General features: G+C 43.5%; 22 protein-coding genes and 1 pseudogene. 3 read left to right on the top strand and 20 right to left on the bottom strand.

What is annotated here, in order from left to right:
• The first annotated feature begins 104 nt into the window (after positions 1-104).
• On the top strand, positions 105-347 hold the full coding sequence (locus tag BN6628_RS12060) for a glutaredoxin family protein (protein WP_068617710.1): 243 nt from the start codon (positions 105-107) through the stop codon (positions 345-347).
• Positions 348-737: 390 nt separating this feature from the next.
• Here BN6628_RS12060 and BN6628_RS12065 read toward each other — a convergent pair whose 3' ends face one another.
• The 4 genes from BN6628_RS12065 to BN6628_RS12080 form a co-directional block, all read right to left on the bottom strand.
• A complete protein-coding gene (locus BN6628_RS12065) occupies positions 738-1,226 on the bottom strand; it encodes a hypothetical protein (protein ID WP_068617713.1) in 489 nt (162 codons plus the stop codon).
• Positions 1,227-1,300: 74 nt separating this feature from the next.
• Complete coding sequence (locus tag BN6628_RS12070; RefSeq protein ID WP_068622247.1) at positions 1,301-2,599, bottom strand: cysteine peptidase family C39 domain-containing protein; 1,299 nt, start codon at positions 2,597-2,599, stop codon at positions 1,301-1,303.
• Positions 2,600-2,891: 292 nt separating this feature from the next.
• The gene (locus BN6628_RS12075; RefSeq protein ID WP_148449277.1) at positions 2,892-3,221 is read right to left on the bottom strand and encodes a hypothetical protein; all 330 of its coding nucleotides are present in this window, start codon (positions 3,219-3,221) and stop codon (positions 2,892-2,894) included.
• 289 nt (positions 3,222-3,510) lie between these two features.
• Positions 3,511-4,083 (bottom strand): GNAT family N-acetyltransferase, encoded by a 573-nt coding sequence (locus tag BN6628_RS12080; RefSeq protein WP_068617717.1) that lies wholly within the window; start codon positions 4,081-4,083, stop codon positions 3,511-3,513.
• Positions 4,084-4,370: 287 nt separating this feature from the next.
• Between BN6628_RS12080 and BN6628_RS12085 the strand changes: the two genes are divergently transcribed.
• On the top strand, positions 4,371-5,330 hold the full coding sequence (locus BN6628_RS12085; protein ID WP_068617719.1) for a carotenoid biosynthesis protein: 960 nt from the start codon (positions 4,371-4,373) through the stop codon (positions 5,328-5,330).
• A gap of 288 nt (positions 5,331-5,618) precedes the next feature.
• Here the strand turns inward: BN6628_RS12085 and BN6628_RS12090 are convergent, their stop codons facing one another.
• From BN6628_RS12090 to BN6628_RS12155, 14 genes and pseudogenes are all read right to left on the bottom strand, one after another.
• Complete coding sequence (locus BN6628_RS12090; protein ID WP_068617721.1) at positions 5,619-6,062, bottom strand: ASCH domain-containing protein; 444 nt, start codon at positions 6,060-6,062, stop codon at positions 5,619-5,621.
• A gap of 569 nt (positions 6,063-6,631) precedes the next feature.
• Positions 6,632-7,093 carry a GNAT family N-acetyltransferase gene (locus BN6628_RS12095; RefSeq protein WP_068617722.1) on the bottom strand — a complete coding sequence of 154 codons (462 nt, stop codon included), beginning with the start codon at positions 7,091-7,093 and terminating at the stop codon, positions 6,632-6,634.
• Positions 7,094-7,271: 178 nt separating this feature from the next.
• Complete coding sequence (locus BN6628_RS12100) at positions 7,272-7,790, bottom strand: DUF4275 family protein (protein ID WP_068617724.1); 519 nt, start codon at positions 7,788-7,790, stop codon at positions 7,272-7,274.
• A 371-nt stretch (positions 7,791-8,161) separates the two neighbouring features.
• Entirely contained in the window at positions 8,162-8,797 is a 636-nt protein-coding gene (locus BN6628_RS12105) for a hypothetical protein (RefSeq protein ID WP_235847625.1), read from the bottom strand.
• A gap of 731 nt (positions 8,798-9,528) precedes the next feature.
• Complete coding sequence (locus BN6628_RS12110) at positions 9,529-9,951, bottom strand: DoxX family protein (protein ID WP_068617728.1); 423 nt, start codon at positions 9,949-9,951, stop codon at positions 9,529-9,531.
• 27 nt (positions 9,952-9,978) lie between these two features.
• Positions 9,979-10,485 carry a GyrI-like domain-containing protein gene (locus tag BN6628_RS12115; protein WP_068617730.1) on the bottom strand — a complete coding sequence of 169 codons (507 nt, stop codon included), beginning with the start codon at positions 10,483-10,485 and terminating at the stop codon, positions 9,979-9,981.
• Between the two features lie 327 nt (positions 10,486-10,812).
• Positions 10,813-11,010 carry a hypothetical protein gene (locus BN6628_RS26640; protein ID WP_068617733.1) on the bottom strand — a complete coding sequence of 66 codons (198 nt, stop codon included), beginning with the start codon at positions 11,008-11,010 and terminating at the stop codon, positions 10,813-10,815.
• A gap of 52 nt (positions 11,011-11,062) precedes the next feature.
• Positions 11,063-12,343 carry an MFS transporter gene (locus BN6628_RS12125; RefSeq protein ID WP_082926888.1) on the bottom strand — a complete coding sequence of 427 codons (1,281 nt, stop codon included), beginning with the start codon at positions 12,341-12,343 and terminating at the stop codon, positions 11,063-11,065.
• Between the two features lie 128 nt (positions 12,344-12,471).
• Positions 12,472-13,224 (bottom strand): type 1 glutamine amidotransferase, encoded by a 753-nt coding sequence (locus BN6628_RS12130; RefSeq protein ID WP_068617735.1) that lies wholly within the window; start codon positions 13,222-13,224, stop codon positions 12,472-12,474.
• Between the two features lie 26 nt (positions 13,225-13,250).
• Positions 13,251-13,424 (bottom strand): annotated as a pseudogene (locus BN6628_RS25650) (aminotransferase class V-fold PLP-dependent enzyme); the annotation flags it as partial.
• A 110-nt stretch (positions 13,425-13,534) separates the two neighbouring features.
• The gene (gene hemL / locus BN6628_RS12140) at positions 13,535-14,848 is read right to left on the bottom strand and encodes a glutamate-1-semialdehyde 2,1-aminomutase (protein ID WP_068617739.1); all 1,314 of its coding nucleotides are present in this window, start codon (positions 14,846-14,848) and stop codon (positions 13,535-13,537) included.
• Positions 14,849-14,865: 17 nt separating this feature from the next.
• Entirely contained in the window at positions 14,866-16,335 is a 1,470-nt protein-coding gene (locus BN6628_RS12145; RefSeq protein WP_068617741.1) for an aminotransferase class I/II-fold pyridoxal phosphate-dependent enzyme, read from the bottom strand.
• 86 nt (positions 16,336-16,421) lie between these two features.
• A complete protein-coding gene (gene serC, locus BN6628_RS12150) occupies positions 16,422-17,507 on the bottom strand; it encodes a 3-phosphoserine/phosphohydroxythreonine transaminase (protein WP_068617743.1) in 1,086 nt (361 codons plus the stop codon).
• 3 nt (positions 17,508-17,510) lie between these two features.
• On the bottom strand, positions 17,511-18,761 hold the full coding sequence (locus tag BN6628_RS12155; RefSeq protein WP_148449326.1) for a serine hydroxymethyltransferase: 1,251 nt from the start codon (positions 18,759-18,761) through the stop codon (positions 17,511-17,513).
• 141 nt (positions 18,762-18,902) lie between these two features.
• Here BN6628_RS12155 and pdxR point away from each other — a divergent pair, with 141 nt between their 5' ends.
• On the top strand, positions 18,903-20,339 hold the full coding sequence (gene pdxR, locus BN6628_RS12160) for a MocR-like pyridoxine biosynthesis transcription factor PdxR (protein WP_068617747.1): 1,437 nt from the start codon (positions 18,903-18,905) through the stop codon (positions 20,337-20,339).
• A gap of 16 nt (positions 20,340-20,355) precedes the next feature.
• Here the strand turns inward: pdxR and BN6628_RS12165 are convergent, their stop codons facing one another.
• Both BN6628_RS12165 and pdxS read right to left on the bottom strand, forming a co-directional pair.
• Positions 20,356-21,558 carry an acetylornithine transaminase gene (locus BN6628_RS12165; protein WP_068617749.1) on the bottom strand — a complete coding sequence of 401 codons (1,203 nt, stop codon included), beginning with the start codon at positions 21,556-21,558 and terminating at the stop codon, positions 20,356-20,358.
• A gap of 15 nt (positions 21,559-21,573) precedes the next feature.
• Complete coding sequence (pdxS, locus tag BN6628_RS12170; RefSeq protein WP_068622250.1) at positions 21,574-22,455, bottom strand: pyridoxal 5'-phosphate synthase lyase subunit PdxS; 882 nt, start codon at positions 22,453-22,455, stop codon at positions 21,574-21,576.
• Positions 22,456-22,506 lie beyond the last annotated feature (51 nt).

Raw genomic sequence — 22,506 nt, forward strand, 5'->3', positions numbered from 1 at the left:
GGAGGGGATCCCATGCAAGAAGCAAGCAAAGCTGGCAGATATTAAGGACGCGATCCGAGGCAAAGGTTATTCAGTGATTGACTAAAAAATAAGGGGATAAGGATATGACGGCAGTAAAAATCTATTCCATTCCAACATGTAGTGATTGCAACTTTGCCAAACGGTATTTCAAGGAACATAACATTTCTTATGAAGATTATAATTGTGAAGAGAACTTCGATTACGCTGTCGAAGTAAAAAAAATAACAGGGAAACAAATCGTTCCAACCATTGTCATCGGTGATCAGGTGTTTATCGGCTTCGCAGAGAATCTTAATGAAATCAGTAAATTATTGAAAGTTCAATAAGTAAAAAGTATAGATGCATTAAAATGAACTAGGCACTAACCTGATTTTAGGTGGTGCCTGGTTGTATAGTTGTAACCAAAGTTTTGCTTCAAACAAAAGAAATTGCTATTACATATTCACAAAACCCGTATTTTGTACATATGTTTGCATTACTCGGAAAATAAGTATTAGACTGTTCCCTAGAATCGAAACAATCTTTTTAACGTTAACTATTGAATTAACTTGGTAGCAAATACGTGACTGAAAATCCCCTAAATCTAAGAACTTCTATACAAAAAATAAAAAAGCCGCATTTTATGCGACTTCCGTTGTATATGTTCTTGTCGTCTGACATCAAAAAAACCGCCCGATATTCAAGGCGGAAGAACAGTCATCACTCTGGAGTCGAGATCATTGGGTTACTGGAACACCTTTTGTCTTAAGATCATTAAAATACCACGTCCTATAACCGTCGATCGGCCGCTCCTTCTTTCCCTCCACGCCCGGTCCATAATAAGAGGTTGTATATTCATAATCGGACCTTTCTTTTTGAGCGCCGAAGAAACGAATGTGGATGTCGGGATATCGTCGATCGTCCTTGGAATAATGTTTGAAATAAGACTCCTCAATCACGGTTTTCTGAAAATCTGGAGAAAGAATAAGCGCTTTTGTCTTTATAAAGACGTCTTTATCAGCTTCCCTATCTGTCTTACGATTTAGAAAATAATTGAACTCTATTTGAGTGGGGGCCATTTGAATTTTTAGATCAGAAATGTCCTTATGCTCAGAAAATACCGTTTTTTTAAAGTCATCCAATTGTTCCGTGGATATAGCTCTGTGGGTCATGCAGCCGGCTAAGAGAAAGACGATTACTACCACGACCGGCACCATTTTACTCATCAGGCTCACCTCCTCTAAATGCAAAGGATAGATCCATGGGCAGTCATAGACCTATCCTTATTCTATAGTAAATTTTATTGGAAATACATCACTCCGCCCATTACCCATCCATTAGCCATCGCATCAAAATGGACACGGTAATCAATACTGCGCCGCTGACCCCAAGTGGATACGGCGATCCAACGATTGTCATTAACATCGCGGTAATACTTTGTGATCGTCATCCAATGCCACTCATATTCATAGTCGGACCATTTTTTGGTGTTAAGTGTAGCGACAGGTGAATTAATGTTCAGACCGGCTTTAATATAATTTGCAACATTATCAAGAGTAAACGAGGCAGAGTTTGTTACCCCCTTAAGGGCAACTCCACGGTCCCTAGCGAATCTCTCGACATCTGAGGTAAAGTCAGTTCCTGAAGTCTCGCCAAACATACCAGGATCAATATAAGAGTATAGCTTATCCATGTGGGCCACAAAATCCGTTTTGGAATTTGTATTACCAACATACAATTTTCCATATTTTACGGGATCCTTAATCTTGGCAAGGTAATTTGTTAGATTAGCTGCGGCGGTCGGGCCGCAACCCCTATCCTTCTTAGTCGTGGTATCGTACCAATTCTGGTCTCCGCCGTAGCTGTAAGTGTTTGTGGTATATTCGACGGGAACAAACATGCCATAGTTACGCTCGACCGTTAGAGCCACGTCTTCTTGCGTGACCGAAGCTGTAGTGACTGTCTGTGCCAACATGTCGCTTATGTGTTTCTTGTTTTCGACTTTACGAATACGTTTAAAGTCTTCCTTTAACTTTTCTTTCGTCTGCTTTACTTTATCTGTGACATCCATGGAGCCCTTAGCTGGATCAAAATAAAAATCCTGACCTTGGTCGGACACTTTAATCAGATAGTCTAATGGGGGAATAAAAACAACCTCACCCTTGCCATTAGACTTAGCTGCTTTGTCCTTCAGCTTGGCCTTAATTTCACTGACAGCCTTATCCTGGATATTTATCTCGTAAGTAGCATAGCCATCTTCAATGGCACCAACGGTGATATATCCGATCTCTCGGCCCTCTTCAAGCAATGGGACCATGTAAGCAAAGAGGTTATGATCTAAATCGTACAAGGGAACGAAATCCTTGGAAGCAGTCAGCTTCTTATCATGCGTCTGGAGGTCATTCTTCATGTAGCCCTCTAGGTTGGTTTGTACAATTTTCAGGACATCTGCTTGCTTAAGCAGCTTGGTATTTCCAAGAGACAGATCGTTGCTCGCAAAGGAAACACCGCTGGAGGCGAAAAGAAATAGAAAAGCAACTGCTAGAAGAGCAACCTTTTTAATTAAGATAACTCCGAGACTTTCTGCAATTCGTTTCATAATTTGATCTCCCTCATATATTATTTTAAAAGCCGCCAAATATGCGTTTTCGGTAGCAGTAAAGTCCATCTTGTCATCTGTTCATATATCTCACCCCCCCCTGCTATAATGAATGCCTTTTCACATAATATAACAATGGTCGCGTGATTTAGTTTGTAATAAATTTGAGGCTTGCCATTTTAAGGGCAAATAATACAAAAACAAAAAAGCCGCTATTTTAGCGACTTTCAATGGGATCAAGTTCTTGTCCTTCAACATTCGGCTAATTGCTGTTGGAGTACTTCTTGCTTCTTCACTCCGTTGCTTTTTGCTGCTTAGCCAGTTTATCGGCTATTGGTTTATAAATACTATCGATCTTCTTATTGCGTGTTATATCATCCTTTATACCCGAGATATCCTCTATTTGTTCCTTAGACAACATATATGTATTGGTTAGTAAGTAAAACACGTTGTTTCGCTTGTCCAATAACTCACTATCCAATTGCTTCTCAGAAAGATCAGTTGCATCCAATATATCGAATAGCCATTTTAGGCCTGCTTGTACCGCATTATCACCTTCTAATAATTGTGATTGCTCATACATGCGCATACCAGCATCAGCATTCTTTTTAGCCTCGTTCAACTCGTCGGAACAACCTAATAGTCCTATAAACATACATAATAGGATTATGATTTGATAGCGTAACTTCATAATCAAGCTCAATTCCTTCCAATGATATTAGCACTCTAATCATACAGTGAAATCCAATTCATGGAAACAAAAAATATGTGGACCGCCACGATAATTGAGGCAAGGGTCAAAAAAGCCCTGAATGTACAAGCCAATTTATCATAGCGCGTGGCTAATCGGCGCACGGCCGCGTACATTATAACTAATGCTGCCCGTTAGGAGCTTAATCCCTGGTTAAGTATTACACTGAACCTTTGTAGCGTTCTATATATTCGTCCTTTGTTAGCCCAAACAATATGGAATCGTAGTATCTTCCATTAGTGTAAAACACTTGCCGACGGACCCCTTCTTGGATACATCCTACGTTCCTAAGCATTGCAGCCGATGCCTCGTTTCCTTCAAGAACGTAATCATTGAATTTATTAAGCCTTCGCTCGAAGAATGCATATTTTAAGAGTATATGTACAGCCCGTGTACCGTAACCCTTTCCTCGATAATCTCTGTCGATTTGAATCCCGAGACTAAAGGTACCATTTCTTTCATCGATACTGTTTAGGTTAACTCCTCCAACATTTTCACCGTCCAAACTCTCAATTGTAAACATAAGTCGATTAGATGAAAACTCAGAAAAGTTCTCTGCGAAAGCTTTTGCTTCTGAAACCGTGGGTGGTAGCTCAACAGCGCATTCTAACAAGCGTCGTGCTGGTGTATCGAAACGGTTAATATAGTGACCTTCCCAATCTTCTGGCTGTATCGCACACAGTCTTATAACCTCATCTTGCCAAAAATAATTATTGTAATCTATATTCCTCATTGGGAGTCCCTCCAATAATTTAATAATTCCTCCGCATTATAACTAATGAATCCATTCTGTTGATAGTAATTTTTGATTATAACTAACCTGCCCGTTAGTATAATGAATTGGATCTGTTTTTTTGTCTGCCATAATATCCTCCCAATTTAAAATAATGAACAAATCTAATGTGGTTTGTATGATAACTAACATATCTCAATCGAACAGTCTGTTGTTTAAGTAACACAGTGAAATTATAATTTATTTGAACGTTCAATTCTATTTTTAAACTTAAATGGAGGTAAAATATGGGTGATATAACTGTAGTGCCTGTATGGATAATTCAAGATATTATAGTCTTAATTGCTGCTGTTCTAATGGTTTTCTATATCCTTGATAAGGAAACACATCCCAAAACGGTTCTACTGCAGTTTATAGGTTTTGTGTTTTTTTACGCAGCCGTTTTTGAAATTACTGCTTCATCGCTTGGGGAAGGTTTTTACGCCTATGGGCGGAGTATTTTAATGTTATTTAATATACCGATTACTGTCCCTATTATTGAGTTTCTGATCATTTATTCAACTTTGCGTGTTCTAAAGTCTGTAAATATACCGTCCTGGACTAAACCATTTATTACGGGATTGAGCGCTATGGTTTTTGACTTTTCATTGGACCCGGTGGCTGTTAAACAGATATTTCAGACTACAGATGGACTCATGGCAAGATGGACTTATTATCCGCTAGCCGGTGAACCTCAAATCTATGGGGAACCTGTGATGAATTTTACAGGATGGATTTATATAGCGGGATATTGGACCATCTTTATTCTAATTGGTGAATGGTGGCATAAAAAGAAAGGCTACAGTAAATCAATTGGTTATATCTATCCTTTTCTGGCGGCCATTCTGTCATTAGCGTGTATGTTCTCACCTTTATCTAACTTCTTTAATTATATGGGGCCGTTCTTCGAAAGAACCTCTAATATGCAATGGGTGATGTTGATTACACTTTCTGTAATTACAATCGGAATTTTAGCATTAGCTTTTATAAAGTTTTGGGACCGGAAGGTTAATTATTCAATCACTCCCAAAAAAGATTTTCCTATCATGTTTACTTTCGTGGGGTTCCCCCTAGTCAATACTATATTTTGCATTATAGGAGGTTACACCGAAGTATTGTGGCTGGTCGCTCTGGCTCAGATCTTATTATTGCTAGGCTGGATTGGAATTTACATTATGGGTAAAAAAGCAAGTCCAATCACGAAATAACCATAAACCCAAGCATTGAGGCACAGAACACTTTCATTAATATTCCTTTTCGGCATTTTTATTTTGGTGCTTCTTGCTTACATGAAAAGAAATAGATCGCCCACCCTAAGGTAACAGTCTATTCCGACCACCACCTAGCGGCCGACTGCTCTTTATGTAGTAATGTACACTAGAGTCGTGTTACAACACGGCTCCTTACTTATTCTTACCTCTGTATTACAGATACTATAACGGTTTATAGAATTATTTCTTTTCGATTATTTTAATTGGATTCATTGTTTACATAGGTCATATCATCAACTCTTCGTCTATTGGATATTCCCATAGTCCCAGTTTTCCCTTCGCTGGAATATAGGGCTTCAGCAGACGGAAACCCGCTATTTCCCACGCAAAATAACCTGGACTATAATCGCCTAACAGCAAGTCCTCACCCGTCACAACCTTCCCGCAATCCAGAATGGCTGACGTATGATTAGCGTCGATGACTTGATAACAATTGGAAAGCTCGCAAGTTGCAAGGATAACCCCCGTAGGGAGGTTTTGTTCCGTATAGCCATTCTTGGCAAGTAAAGAACGTATGGGTTCATATTTGCAGGCCTGCTTATCGACTTTCAGGCTTGCATGAATGGCCAACGGACCGCGATACCGGGTCTTCCAGGATCTTGTTTCATAGAGAGTTTCGCCTTGGACAAGCAGAGTCGCCCATGGTTGAATCATAGATAATACTTTCATTCCTCTACGCTCCATTTCTGTTCATTATGAATTACTATTCCCCAAACATTCTCGAGACTTTCCATTCCCGTATGATGCGACCCTAGCCTAAATAACATCAATTCAAATTAACAACAACAAACCGTTGATCTTCATTATTCAGATCAACGGTTTGTTAATTGTGGAAACAGCAATTTTATTACTGTTCTTTATACACGCGTACATAATCCACTTGCATAGTCGCCGGGATATCGGAGGCATTTGGAGTACGGCCACCGTCAAAATTAGCCTAATCGGCAATCGGACTATGTTCTTGTCCATTCCGGCAATCGGTACAAGTTCTTGTCCTTGGCTTTGGACAAGAACTTGTACCGATAACATAAAAAAGCCGCTAAATTAGCAACTTTCTATGACCCTGACACTTCTTCTTCTATATTAACACATCCGTTATATCGAATATTCTTCATATTCCAATTATTCGTGATTTAACCAAGCTATACTGCCCTTTAGTTGAACAGCAGCTGGCTTGACGGCTGCTGTTTGTCTTGTTGTACTAAAGTTTCCCGTTACTTCAATGCCTTGGTATGTCATCACCAATGTTTTTCCATTGCTTCTTCACATCGAGCAAATCCATTTCTTGTAAAAAACTGAACACTGGTGCTACTTGGCCAAAGAATAAGAAATTCAACATCAATTTCTTTGGACCATTTTTCCATTGTCATGTGAATTTCAGCTCCTATACCTTGGCTTCTAAAAGCTGGGTGGGTATAGACATTAGTGACATATCCGTAATAAGGATCACGAGTTTTTCCCGGTCTCGGTACTTTATGTATCAACTGTAAATACATATGTGAAACTATGTTTTTTTCAACTTCTGCCACCCAAATATACCAATCTCTGCTTTCAATCGCTTTAACTAAAAACTCGCTACAAATCTGGTGAAACTCCTCAAAACTAACCGTACTAACCCCATTATCCTCCATAGAAAAGTCCCAACGCATTTTAACAAGTTCATCTACATCGTCTAATGTCGCTAATCGTACAATAGCCATACACTCATCCTCCTGTTTCTGGTCTATGTAACATAACTGCCCGTTAACTTAATGACAGAAAGAGCAGTTGGATCGGCGGCAAACTGCTCCTGGATCGCTGACCTAACGTTCTGCGTTAGGTTAATTCCATCTCTTCTGTCCAAATGAGGGAGCCTGTTGAAAAGATGTTTAACTATCCCTAAACAATTTTATAAAAGTATGGTCCGCACATTGATTCATGAGTGTGTATGTACGTCCATGTAAAATTCTTATCAAATATATATATATCTTGTTCATAATCAAAATCGGATGCGACAATATCATTAGCGTTATTATATTCAAATACAATATCTGAAATATTTTGATACATGACATATAATTCATTTTTAGTCATAGCATCAAATGCGTTTCTTGCTGCTTCTTTTTCAAAACATTCTTGCTTCTTATAACTAAAAATATGCCACTTATACTGATTATAACGAATTTTACTTTTGGTCTCGTCGCTAATATTTTTTGCAAATGAGCTATCCCAAAGGTCCATAATTCCATGCTCTTTTTCCAATAAGGTTAAAATAACTACCCCTTTATCAAGCATGTTTTTAGTAAAGAGATATTTTTGACGGATTTCTTCAATGGACCAGTAAACTTTCACTAATTCTTCATCAGGTAAACTGGCTATCATTTGATTAATTTCTTTTCTATACATACCAAAATTCATTATAATCCCTCTCTTCGTTGCCTATATCTGAACAACATATATACGAAAATGGGAAGAAATGGTTGCGCTAAACTGCCCGTTAGTTTAATAACCCGGTTCATTTCCAGGGATCACGGAATTGTATAGAAGTTCTTGTCCTAATACGGCTTTGTATAGAAGTTCTTGTCTTGAGCCAACGACAAGAACTTCTATACAAAAAATAAAAAAGCCGCATTTTATGCGACTTCCGTTGTATATATGTTCTTGTCGTCCGACAACTATGATTGTAAACTGTGTACCATCCAAAATAAAGAGCGTAAGCTCCGCAGCAGGAAAACGGTGTTATCCGAAGGAACCGACATCTTCGAATATACTTTCAAATCGCTGAAGTGCTAATACCGTTTTTTCGTTAATTTAAAATGTTCTTCAACTATTGCCAAATTATCTTCAATTGAAGCACGTCCATCTACTTTAATTAACTTTAACCCCTTGCTATGCGCGTCTTTATTGATGTATTCGGCAAACTGAATATCCCGATTCATCCAATTCTCAAAAGATTGATTCGGATCCTGACATTCTTCTAATATGGAATGAATCCACTCCCGTTTCGAATATTGCTCTATTTGAAAATCTGCTGTTGGAATTATCCATATACCATGATTTAAGTTGCTTAGAAGCGGAAAAACAACATCAGGCAATATAGCTGCTCCCTCAATTAATAAAGGTTTACTTGAAACAATTCTATCTATATCACCCAGAATCATTCCAAATTCCTCCTTATAAAACATAATTGTTTCTTTAACTTGTTGCTCTAGAGGCCGTGAAAAAATACCATTTATTGATAATCCCTTTATTTTGGTCATAATTGGATGAAGGTCTGCTTTACATCTTTCTATGTGTTTTTGATAAGCCTCATCACATTTGTAATAAATTAGGTCATACTTATCAGTTAATAACTCAGCAATAGTGCTCTTACCAGAACACGGCGAGCCGCCGATCCAATAAATCATTCTTGAACTGATTTTCATACTTTTCATCCTTTTATAATGATTCGGTTCTTTCGGACAACGTTCTTGTATTCACGAACCCTCACTGGCTTAAGCGTGCAAGCGCGGGTCCGACGGACTTAGCCAGTGCAGGGTTGTCCGGCTGCTTCCACTTCCCCGAAATCACTCTGCCGGACCGAGGGCCGTATGGCCCGAATAGTTTTTCACCTTAATCGGCTATCTTAGATTCCAAAATGAATAATCAATTGGTTATTCGCTGAAGCTTTGATAGCTAAGTCAATTAAAGCTTCTAATTCACTCTGCATTGTTTCTCGCTTCAACCAATTTCTCGTCTGTTCCCAGTAGCCATCTTCATTCTCTTCTTCTTTCCAAACAGTATCTCCTCTTAAACTGAATATGTCAGGTGCTTCTTCGATTAATTCAAGCCATTTACCTAATATCTTTTTTAGCTTCTCTGCTCCCGGCTTATTAATAACGGTTACCCCGTAGTAATCGTTGTTTCCAGGGCTATAAACGTTATCCCCTGATTTTTATTTGCCCTAGACCTTTTCCGCTTCCACTATAACCTTGCTATAAATAATGTCCGAGCAAGAATTGTTTCAATTGTTAATGCGATTAAAAGTACAATTATTAGCGGTAACGGTTTTGCTACAATACAAATATGATGCTCTCTAGCGGTAAAACGTTTGTTATACAGTTGTTAGTTGAAGTCTATTGGAATCACGAATGGGTTAGCTTAATGTCACGACTTATTAGAGTCTGCGGCTTTTTGGACGAAGCGCCCAGGAAGCTATGCAAAGCGCGGCATAGAAAAGTGGAAGAATAACATGGAATCCACCAGCCCCATAATCATGAGCGAACACATGAGATAAGGCCGCACCCGTCATTAGAAAGAACATACCGCTGTAAGCCCATTCCTTAAGACGGGGGAAACCTGGCATGATGATCGCAAGGACTCCAAGCAATTTCCAAGTCCCGAGAATATTCGTGATATATAAAGGGAAACCAATATCAGTCACTAAATCGACATTGCCACCATATCGCACCAATTGTCCGATCCCGCTTAATGCAATAGAGAAAGCAAGAATGATAGTGACGGTCCAATAAACGGCCGTCCTTCCGATATGACGGGATCCAACCTTTGCGATCTTTTCATTACTCTTAATTGTACTCATTTCTATTCCTCCTCTGGTTTCGTTTATTTAATTCTTCACAACCGGAATCCACATTTCTCCATATACAAGGTTGTCACGTTGCCCCATCTCAACCGTTGCATTGGGGCCGCCGACATAAGCGAAGTTATCGGATTCCGGCAAGATTTGACCAAAGGCAATGCCGGTAAGCATCCGACTCAAATCATCGGACGTTTTCCCTTCGCCTTTAATGACGAGGTATTGTCCTTTAGGAAATTGGATCTCTCTGTGTTCTTCAGGTACCAGTGCCTCTGTCATGACGCCGACATAATACATCCTCTTGCGGTTTACTAGTTCGTTCACAGCAAAGATGTAGTCGTTCGCAGCGACAGCCTTTAAAGCGTCAAGCCTTCCATCCTGCTCCACTGTTCGCCAGAAGTTTTCCTTCTCCTTGTCCATGCCCGCATAGTCCGTGTATTCGCTCTTCAGTTCCGTTCCAATACCTACAACGATTAAGCCGTCTTTCTCCTCAAGGGTATAGCTGCCATCATCCCAGCTCCTTTTTTGATCAATCATTTGTTTTTTCTTGATGGGTTAATCATAACGATAAATCATGTCAAAAAATGATACTGTTTAGAGGAGCCCATCGTCGGCTGCTGTGGTGTTGTTTTGAACTATCGTTTCTTGTTCTTGTTAGTGCAGTTAGCTTAATGAAATTGCACGGAAACATTGTTAGATACTTATCTAACCGGCAATCGGCTCATGTTCTTGTCCATTCCGGGAATCGGTACAAGTTCTTGTCCTTGGATTGGGACAAGAACTTGTACCGATAAAATAAAAAAAGCCGCTAAAATAGCGACTTCAATGCGACTATGTTCTTGTCCCTCGACATGTCGTCTGACATCAAAAAAAACGCCCGATATTCAAGGCGGAAGAACAGTCATCACTCCCAGTAGGAAGTGCTTTGGCTCCTGTTTGTTCAATGGCTTCTCTTTGTCCTTCTTTCCGCGTCATGCCAATGACTTCGTGTCCAGTCTGTACTAATTGCGGCAGCAACAATCTCCCAATAACACCACTTGCCCTAGCAACGAAAATTCTCATAAATGTAGACCTCCAGGTTCATTTTTACATTCTATTCTTTTGATATTTTCTGTTATCTTGTTGATAAAACCAATGAATCTTCTTTAGACACCATAGTTAGGGATAGAATTCCCATTGCAATAGAGATGAATACCATTGCCAATATTCCTGTATTAAAATGACCCATACGATCATGCAAATAGCCAGTTAAGAATGGTCCAGACGCTCCAATCAGAAAGCCTATGCACTGAGTCATAGCCGCCCATGAGGCCGCCTCTTCAGGTGAAGTAGTCAGTTCAACCGGAAGCAAGTTGAGCAGTGCAAACAGCATACCCGATCCCAAACCACAAATTAACACAGCAAGCCATAAATAAGTGGAAAAGAAAATAAGTAACAGACCAGCAGCTTGAATCATGGAGGATACGATGAGCCAATTTCGTCTTGAAGGATGTCTTATAAGAAGCTGCTGCACAACGGTACCACTCGGAATTTGTATCAAAGCGAACAAGGTAACCATAAGCCCGGCGTGAAGTTTGGATGCACCTGCTCCAATAAGGATTAAGGGAAGCCAACCTAAAAGGGAATAAAATACAAGAGATAACATTCCGAATTGCACAGCTAGAATCCATGCTTTTCCCTTTTGCCAAGGTAGTTCTAACGATTTTCTGTATGAAACGGTTGAGTTCAGTTTAGAGCTAGAAGGCTGTCGCTTTAGTACATTAAACCATAGCGGCAATGCGAGAATGACAGGTATCACCCAAACCGATAATGACATTTGCCACGAATGAAGCTTCCAATGCAAGGGTGAAGTAAGGCTTGAACCAAGTGCAGCACCCAATGCTAGAGCCATTGAGTAGATTGCAATCATGGAGGGTGCTCTGTCAGCCATATGCTTTTTAATATAACCGGATAACAAGGGTCCCATCATAGCAATACCCACACCGGATAACAATGTAGTGAAAAATAACAATGAAGCGGAATGGATAAACAGGCGTAAAAATGTGCTCCCTCCGATCAGCATCAAGGAGAAGGTGATGATCTGCTCAATCCCCAGTCTTTCACTCAATTTTACAGAGTACGGAGCAAGTATTCCCATACATAACACCGGAATAGAAACGAGTAAGCTGGATACAGCGCCGCTTAGGCCAAGGTCATGTTGAATGTTCGCCAAGACAGGTGCAATAGATGAAACAACAGGTCTGAGATTTAGGGATGCCATAAAAAGTGCTGTAACGCATAGCCAACGATTCAATTCATACTCTTTGTCATTTGGTATGATTGGTATGGGAGATATACTCTCAGGTGATGGGCTCATCGTTGGTACTCTAAGGCTGTTGGTTCTTCGATTTCTCATGTAATTAGCTTCTTTCTATAGGAATTGGACTTGGTATGATTTATAGTATTCGAATAGCTTCGTGAGATAAGATTCAATCTCATCTTCCACAAACTCAGTAATTGTAAGCCTTCCTTTTCTCCTGAAATTTAAATCACTTCCCCGCTGCTCTTCTTATAAACCAAATCTTGCCCCTTATTAGGAGCCCGATTGTTCTTATCCAATGTATCGAGTAAATGTACCAAAATGGTATTCGAATGAGCAAGGAAAGACGTCTGATCCATCATTTGATCTGGAAGTTGGACATACGTGCCTGGTTCAATTTCATCACCGCAGTGTTCAATCAGCTTTTTGATGCTGTCATTGCTGCTCTCCAGGTGAAATTGCAGCCCGATCACGTGGCCGTTGTATTCGAACGCCTGATTTGCACAGCCAAGACTGATTGCAGCCGTCTTAACTTCATCAGGTAATTCAAACGTGTCTCCATGCCAGTGAAAAGGAACATACTCCTGCGGAAACTGTTTAAAAACTACAGAGTTCTGAGACTCTTCCGTCATTTTTACAGGATGCCAGCCAATTTCCTTGTACCGATTGCTATATACTTTTCCGCCAAGCGCTTCTGCAATCAATTGTGCGCCCAAGCATATGCCGAGTACCATCTTCCGCTGCCGGATCGTTTCTTTAATAAACGCCTTCTCGCGGACAAGCCATGGAAAATTCTCCTCATTGTACACCCCCATCGGACCGCCCAAAATGATGAGCATATCGAACTCCGACTGAAATGGGAAATGCGTGCTTTCGTATAATAAAGTGCCCGTTAACTCATAGCCTTTGTCCTTAACCCAATCCGATATTCGTTCAGGTGATTCGAATGGAACATGCTGCAAGTAATGAATTCTCATATTATTCCACTTCCCTAAAGTATTTTCGGCTCCATTTTCTCGAGATAACCTCTTTTTCCGTATAACACTCCGATGCCGGTTGGCCCGCACATTTTATGCCCCGAAAAGGCATAAAAATCGCAATCCAGCTCTTGCACATCCACCTTGATATCGGGAATGCTCTGCGCTCCATCTACCATGACGACCGCCCCATGCCAGTGAAGCAAATCGCGGCAATCGCCCAACCCGTTCTGCATGGATAAAACGAACTGCTTTCGCCCGCGCTCCTTCATAAGGAACAGTTTTCTTATGTTAGAAGTATCCAGAATGATCACCCCTTATTGCTGATCCTAATTAATGCTTGATAATAAGCGCTGATCGTCCTTTCGATATCTTCGTCGGAATGAGCTGCCGAGACGAAATTCACCTCGTAAGGTGTAGGGGCAGTTAAAATACCGAGCTCCAGCATGGCTGCATAATACGCTTTAAATAACTGCATATTCGAACGTTTGGCGGTATCGTAGTCAACAACCTCCTGCTCCGCAAAAAAAGCTGAAAACATAGAGCCCACCCTGTTTATTTTGAGCGGTATGCCTGCAAGTTTGGCAATTTGTGCAAAACCTTCTGTCAATCTGGCCGCTTTTCTATCCAACTCCTCATACACTCCCGGCTCTTCAAGCAATCGTAAGGTTCGATATCCGGCAGCCATAGCAAGCGGATTGCCTGATAATGTGCCCGCCTGATAGATTGACCCGACAGGAGCAACCTGCTCCATAATCTCGCGTTTACCGCCGTAAGCGCCGACGGGCAACCCGCCTCCGATGATCTTACCAAGACAGGTGAGATCCGGATCGATTCCATACAGCCCTTGTGCCCCATGAAAACCTACGCGATATCCCGTCATCACTTCATCAAAAATAAGCAAGCTGCCATACTGCTTCGTAATCTCGCGCAACCCATGGAGAAATCCGGGAGCTGGCGGGATAACCCCCATGTTGCCCGCAACAGGCTCGACGATAACGGCAGCAATTTGTTCCCCATATTGTTCAAATAGGAAGCGGACGCTGTCCAGGCTATTATAGGGCGCTGTAAGTGTATGGGCAGCAACACTATCGGGTACTCCCGGACTATCCGGCAATCCCAGGGTAGCGGCGCCCGAGCCTGACTTGATCAATAGCGCATCGGCATGCCCATGGTACCCACCTTGAAACTTTACGATTTTTTGCCGCTTTGTATATCCTCTTGCCAATCGCAATGCGCTCATCGAAGCTTCCGTACCAGAGTTCACCATACGCACCATTTCAATAGACGGCATACTCCTGCATATCAGTTCAGCCATTTTGATTTCAATTTCCGTAGACAATCCAAAGCTAGTTCCGTGAAACGCTGCTTCCTTGATCGCCTCTACCACTTCAGGATGAGCATGTCCAAGAATCAACGGCCCCCACGATCCGATATAATCGATAAATTCGTTGCCGTCGATATCGAACACGCGCGCCCCTTGACCTCTTGCCGCAAAAACAGGCGGTAAGTCTACCATTGAGAATGCACGAACAGGGCTATTTACCCCTCCAGGTATCACTTTTTTGGCTTGCTCGAATGCCGCAATGGAAGAGGAATCCTTTCTTTTTGTGCTGAGATTCATAGTTGCTCCCCCTTTAGTTAAAACGCCTTGGCTTCGATAACTACCTTGATGTTTTTTACAGTTAAATCTTGTGGTCCTCTTACAGGCAAACCGACATTCAGATGCTCATGAATATATCGGATATGTTGTTCTGCTATGACTTCCCCAGGCAGTAAAATAGGAATACCAGGGGGATACACATAAACGGACTCTGCCATGATGCGCCCAGCAGAATGCGCAAAGGGAATGAGTTCGACCTCCCCATAAAAGGCATCTCTTGGCGTCAAAGCAAGCAGCGGAATTTCTGGTAATTTGACATCAATGGCTCCAGCTTCCGCTTTTGAGTTTTGATGAGCTTTGGCAAGTTCAGCTAAACCGTCCAGCAAACAAACTACCGTTTCTGTCGAATCACCTGGTGTGATTAAGCAAAGAATGTTGTACAAATCGCTCAGTTCTACTTCAATATTGTAGTGCTTCCGCAGCCATTCCTCCGCAGCATATCCGGTAATGCCTAACTCTCGGACATGTATGGTAAGCTTCGTAGGGTCGAAATCAAAGGCCGCATCCGTCCACAGAATCTCCCTGCCGAAAGAAGCCAGACCGGGAATTTGGTTGATTTGATCTCTGGCGTATTCTGCTAGTTGAATCGCTTTTGCTGCCATTTTTGAGCCATTCAAGGCAAGATGCTTCCGTGCTGCGTCCAGGGAAGCCAAGAGAATATAGGAAGTCGATGTGGTTGTCAGCATGCTAAAGATGGTTTGTACTTTTTCACGCTGAATGAGCCCTTTTTTAATATGGAGCAGCGAGCTTTGTGTCAACGATCCGCCAAGTTTGTGCATGCTTGTTGCAGCCATATCTGCCCCAGCCTGCATAGCTGATAACGGAAGTATGTTATGAAAGTGGAGCAATGCCCCATGCGCCTCGTCAACAAGTACCGGTATGCCGTAATCATGAGCTAAATCAACGATGGCTTTCAGATCGGTACATACACCGAAATAGGTTGGATTGATCACGAGTACCGCTTTGGCATCCGTATGTCTTTCAATCGCCTTCTTCACTGAACGAACAGAAACGCCATGATCGATCCCCCATCGTCTGTCTCTCTCGGGTGTGACGAATACAGGTTTAGCTCCAGCAAAGATGATGGCAGATAAAATCGACTTATGCAGGTTGCGCGGCACAATAATCTTATCGCCCGGCCCACACACAGACATAATCATCGTTATAATCGCACTACTCGTTCCTTGAACGGAAAATAATGTATAGTCCGCGTCAAAAGCATGGGCAGCCATGCGCTGAGCTTCGTCAATCACGCCAGTAGGCTGGTGCAAATCATCCAATGGCGCAATATTGATCAAGTCAATGGACAGGGCATTTTCGCCCAGAAATGTTTTAAACCCGGCTTCCATCCCTTCTCCTTTTTTATGGCCTGGTATATGAAAAGGAATCGGGTTTCGATTCGCATGCTCAAGCAAAGCAGTAAACAATGGCGTACGGTGATGATCCATATTATTGTTCAATTCCTTTCAAAACGAGATAGCAAGATCAAGTTATTGTAATTTAAAGTTGAACCAGACCATTGTTCAATGGCTATTCAGCTGTTCCTCTTTTGGAAATCAGACAAAAAATCCGCTAAAGCTTTGCAATGCTCATAAGGAACTGCATTATAAATAGAAGCACGCAAATGTCCTGCATCCCGATGGCCTTTTAATCCCATGAATCCTTCCTGCTCCAGTTCAACAAGTAACTTGTTTTCAATTTCTGGACTGGATGCACGAAACGTTACGTTCATCATCGATCTGCTGTCCTTATAAGCCAATCCTTTATAAAATCCGCCGCTGTTGTCGAGCACATGATAAAGAAGGTCCGCTTTCTGCTGGTTGCGGACAGCCATCCCTTGTACGCCGCCTTGATTCATAATCCACCTGAGCACAAGGTTCACCATATATACAGAAAAAACTGGCGGTGTATTGTAGAGCGAATGATGGTTGACATGTGTGCGATAACTTAATATATCGGGAATCGCTTCCGGAATGCGCTCCAGCAAAGAGCGACGGACAATGACGATCGTGACGCCCGCAGGTCCCAAATTTTTCTGAGCGCCTGCGTATATCAATGAAAATCGAGATGCTTCAATGGGACGGGAAAAAATATCGCTAGACATATCCACCACTAAGGAGACATGTCCGGTATCAGGGAAGCTTCGGCATTGTATGCCGTCAATCGTTTCGTTGGATGTAAGATGGACATACGCCATCTCTTTCGGAATATTCAAGTTGCTTAGATCGGGCATCTGTTTGAAATTTTGTTTCTCCCCGCTTGCCAACACGAGGGTCTGCCCTGTTTTCTGCGCTTCTTGCCATGCTTTTCCCGACCATGTCCCGCAGTGTATATACCCCGCAACTTTTCCTTCTGCCAAAAAGTTGATCGGCACCATCGAAAATTGAAGGCTTGCCCCTCCGGGAAGAAATAAAACCTCATAATCTGAAGAGAGGCCCATCAACTCTTTAATTAACTGTTGTGCTTCATGATGAATGGCTTCGTATGCTTTGCTTCGATGGGAGATTTCCAGAATGGATGCGCCAATCCCTCGATAATTTCGCAAATCTTCTTGCGCTTCTTGCAACACTTCCGCCGGCAACGCCCCCGGACCAGCATTAAAATTATAGGTATTGACCATAGCTTATCCCTCCTGTAGACCTTCATATAAAGGGAATTGTGACGTGATTTCCTGCACACTTCTTCGTATTTGCTCCTTGGCGACTGAACTCTCAGGTTTTTTAAGTGCAAGTCCAATAAGCCGAGCAATTTCTTTCATTTCTTGGGGTCCCAATCCTCTTGTTGTCATAGCTGGAGTCCCGAAGCGAATGCCGCTCGTTATGAACGGGCTTGCCGTATCATGAGGAATCGCATTTTTATTCGCCGTAATCCCCACCTCATCAAGTATGCTTTCAGCTTCTTTCCCGGTTAATCCGATCGGGCGCAGGTCGAGCAAAGTAATATGATTGTCGGTACCTCCCGACACAACGGTTAACCCTTCATTTAATAATGCCTCAGCCAATACTTTGGCGTTAACCAGCACTTTTTCGATATAAGATTTGAATTCCGGTTGCAACGCTTCGCCGAACGCAACCGCTTTTGCCGCGATGGCATGCATAAGAGGACCGCCTTGGACTCCAGGAAAGATCGCTTTATCAATCGCTTGCGCCCACGGCTTGCGGCACATGATGATACCGCCTCTTGGACCTCGCAGCGTTTTATGCGTTGTAGTGGTAACAAAGTGCGCGTGTGGAATGGGGCTAGGATGGAATCCTGCCGCGACAATTCCTGCAATATGCGCCATATCTACAAAGAAAAGTGCTCCTACTTCGGCTGCGATCTGAGCAAATGGCTCAAAATCGATCGTCCGTGGATAAGCGCTAGCACCAACAACGATCATACGCGGGCGGTGCTTAAGCGCAAGTTTTCGCACAAGTTCAATGTCAATGCACCCCGATTTCTCATCAACACCATAAGGCACAAAATTGTAGAATCTTCCGGAAAAATTAACCGGGCTCCCATGTGTCAGATGGCCGCCATGAGATAGATTCATGCCTAAAATCGTATCCCCTGGTTCAACGGAAGCAAAATAAACCGCCATATTTGCCTGAGCGCCGGAGTGAGGCTGTACATTGACATGTTCTGCACCAAAAAGGGTTTTCGCACGCTCTATAGCCAGTTCCTCGACCCGATCCACATATTCACAACCGCCATAGTACCTTCTTCCCGGGTATCCTTCGGCATACTTATTGGTCAGTACCGTACCCGTTGCTTCCATAACCGCTCGGCTCACAAAATTTTCCGAAGCAATCAACTCTATTTTATTCCGCTGTCGTGCTGCTTCTTGCCAAATGGCGTTCGCAATTGTTTTGTCCTGTTGTTCCAATAATTTCACAGACATCTTCCTTCCCACCAACGCGTTGCAATAGCAACGATTTTCATGATAGTATAGCAATCAATGGATTATAAAAAACTATCCATAAACCATTCATCTGAACAATCCATAATTCCAAAATAAATATTGGAGGTGAATCCGATGCTCAAAGTGAACCGAGATGATGAACGTCCCATTTGGCAGCAGCTGCTTGACCAAGCGATCCATAATATTACGACCGGAAAATGGCCGCCTGGCGAATTGCTGCTCCCGTCCCGCGAGCTCGCGCAACTGATTGGGGTTTCCCGTTCAACTATCCAAAGTGTGTATGAGGAGCTATTCAGTCGCGGATACACCGTAACCTCTCGCCGCGGCGGAACAAGAGTTAGTGAATGGACATATAAGCCCCACTCTGCAGACGAAGTTCCAGCCCTTGGGCCTGTTCCGCCAGAATTGCCGCTATTAAACACCGCCATCGGCCATTTGCATAGCTGGTTCGGAAACAAAGAAAAGGGTAGAGATGAGATCGATTTCAGTCCCCATGAACCGTATTTAGATGAGCAATTTCTAAATAATTGGCGGCAATCCTTTTTGCAGGCTTCAACAGAAACAGACCTGGACAGTTGGGCCTACGGTGACGCCTATGGATATCTGCCGCTGCGAAAACAGATTCAGCGTTATTTGTCGCTTGAACGAGGCGTTCATGTGGAGGTCGATCAAATTCTGCTGACCTCAGGCGCACAACATAGCCTCGATTTAATCGCTCAAGCCCTGTTGCATGAAGGAGCAACCGTTTCGGTTGAAGATCCCGGCTTCCCTGCTGCCTGGATGGCGATGAAGTACCGGCGTATGCAAGTTGTATCCGTCCCGGTCGACGAGCACGGGCTATGCGTAGACGGCATTCACCCTGAATCCAGACTTGTGTATGTTACGCCATCTCATCAGTGCGCGGTTGGCGTTATTATGTCGGAGCCTCGCAGGCAACAATTGCTGCATTTGGCTGCGGATCAGCGATTTTGGATCGTTGAGGATGATTACGACAGTGAATTTCGCTATCGCGGCGACCCGCTTCCCACTTTGTTCAGTCAGCGGCCTCAGAACACGTTATATATGTTGAGTTTTTCCAAAATGATCGCTCCCGGTATTCGGATGTCGGCCCTCGTTGGCCCCAAAGAAGCCATTCGTCAGCTCGCTCGCGTCCATGAACTAACCTATCGTCATCTTCCGATTATGGAGCAATTAACGCTCACCCATTTTATCGAACACGGTCACTTTATGCGCCATATGAGAAAAGTGCGGAATATATACCGGCGAAGACACGCAGCCATGACGAAAGCCATCGTGGCGACAGGTTTGAGCGAACGCTTCACGTTAAGCGGCGCAGAAACAGGGCTGCATATGCTGCTTGAAGCTGAGCCATCGTTTGACGAGGCAACCGTGACGAGCCTCGCGCTGCAAAGAGGAATCCGCATTTATCCGCTCAGCCAGTATGCTTTGGAAAGCAAGCGGAAAGGTTGGGTACTGGGTTTCGCTAAAGTTGACGAAGCCGCCATTGAAGAAGGGATTGAGCGTCTGGCAGAGATCCTTTTGCACAAGTAGCCCGCCAGAGGTTTGCTTATATGGGAGTCCCGCTTGCGCTGCCATCGCGTTCTTTCAGCACCTTGTTCAAAATGTCGATCGCTTGATCGATCTCATCGCAAGTTACGTATAAGCTTGGCATAAAACGGATGACGTGGGTTCCTCCCGCTAGAACAAGAAGTCCATTCTGGTGCAGCTTCTGAATGATCGGCGCAACAGGTTCGGCAAATTCAATACCTATCAGCAATCCTAGCCCTCGAACGGCACGGATGGCTGGACAAGCTTTTAACTCCTTGCGCAGCTTATCCAGCGCATATGCTCCCGTCTGTTGCGCTTGCTTTGCCAATCCGTCCTCCAGCAATGTTTCAATCGTTGCCAGCCCTGCTGCCATAGGAAGAGGCGAACCGCCAAAAGTGGAAGCATGGCTGCCGGCCGAAAAGGCCTCTTGTAGCTTCTCCTTCCCCAGCATCGCCCCGATCGGCAAACCGCTGGCCAATCCCTTCGCCAGTGTAATGATATCCGGTTCGATGCCATACTGCTCATAAGCGAACAGGCTCCCCGTTCTCCCGATTCCGGTTTGCACTTCATCGACGATCATGAGAACCCCTTCCTCTTTGCATAACTTAGTCAGCTCAAATACGAATTTGGGTTCGGCAAGATGAACGCCGCTCTCTCCCTGCACCAGTTCCAGCATGACAGCCGCCGTTTTGTTCGTGATGCTGTTTCTTACGCTCTGAATATCGTTAAAGCGAGCATGCACAAACCCTTCCGGCAACGGAAGAAACCCATCCTTAACCTTTTCTTGTCCGGTAGCTGTCAAAGTAGCCATTGTACGGCCATGGAACGATTGTTCAAATGTAATAATCTCGTAGCGATTATTTCCCAGCACGCGCTGGTGATACCGGCGAGCGCATTTGATCGCCGCTTCGTTTGCCTCAGCGCCGCTATTGCAGAAAAACACAAGATCCGTACAACTGATCGTCACAAGTTTCTCGGCAAACTCTTCCTGAATCGGGATATGAAACAAATTGGATACATGCCATAATTGCTCCAGTTGCTCTTGAATCCGTGCTTTTACCCGCTCCGGAACATGACCCAAATTACAAACGGCAAGTCCAGCCATAAAGTCCAAATACGATTCCCCTTCATCATCCCACAAGGTGGTTTGATGTCCTCTCACCAGTGTGAGCGGGAACTTATTATAGGTAGGAAATAAATAACTCTTTTTCAGATTAACCACCGCTTTCTTACACTGTTACTGACCGCGTTCCTGCATCCGTTCATGCTCCAGCAAACTGGATATTTCAATTCCTTTCATCGGCGTTCCCAAATTTTTCGATACGCTTGCGATCAACGCATAATCTTCGTAGTGTGTCGTCGCTTCAACAATCGAACGTGCAAACTTTTCAGGGCTATCTGACTTAAAAATACCCGATCCCACAAAGACGCCGTCCGCGCCCAGATGCATCATTAGTGCTGCATCGGCTGGCGTAGCCACCCCACCTGCGGCAAAGTTGACCACCGGCAGCTTGCCGGATTCGTGAACCTGTAACAGCAGATCATACGATACGGCGTGCAACTTCGCTTCGTGATACAATTCGTCCTTAGACAGCCCCGTCACTTTGCGAATCTGACCATTGATCAAGCGCATATGACGTACTGCTTCCACAATGTTGCCAGTCCCTGGTTCGCCCTTCGTGCGAAGCATGGCGGCTCCTTCCTGAATGCGGCGCAGCGCTTCGCCAAGATCTCTGGCACCGCAGACAAAAGGAACGGTGAATTCGCTTTTGCTAATATGGAAAACTTCGTCTGCAGGTGTCAGCACTTCGCTCTCGTCAATATAATCTACGCCTAACGATTCGAGTACTTTGGCTTCTACATAATGCCCGATGCGAGCTTTGGCCATCACCGGTATCGATACAACCTTCATGACCTCTTCCACAATGGCCGGATCAGCCATGCGGGCTACTCCGCCAGCTGCGCGGATATCGGAAGGCACACGTTCCAGTGCCATAACGGCTGTTGCTCCGGCCGCTTCCGCAATCTTGGCCTGCTCGGCATTCATCACGTCCATGATGACGCCGCCTTTTTGCATTTCCGCCATCCCTCTTTTTACCCGCTCTGTACCTGTATTCATGTTCGTGTTCATATTCACGCCTCCTGTTATTCTTGTACATGGGCAGTTAAC

The sequence above is a fragment of the Paenibacillus tuaregi genome (assembly GCF_900086655.1).
GTDB classification, from domain to species: Bacteria; Bacillota; Bacilli; order Paenibacillales; family Paenibacillaceae; genus Fontibacillus; species Fontibacillus tuaregi.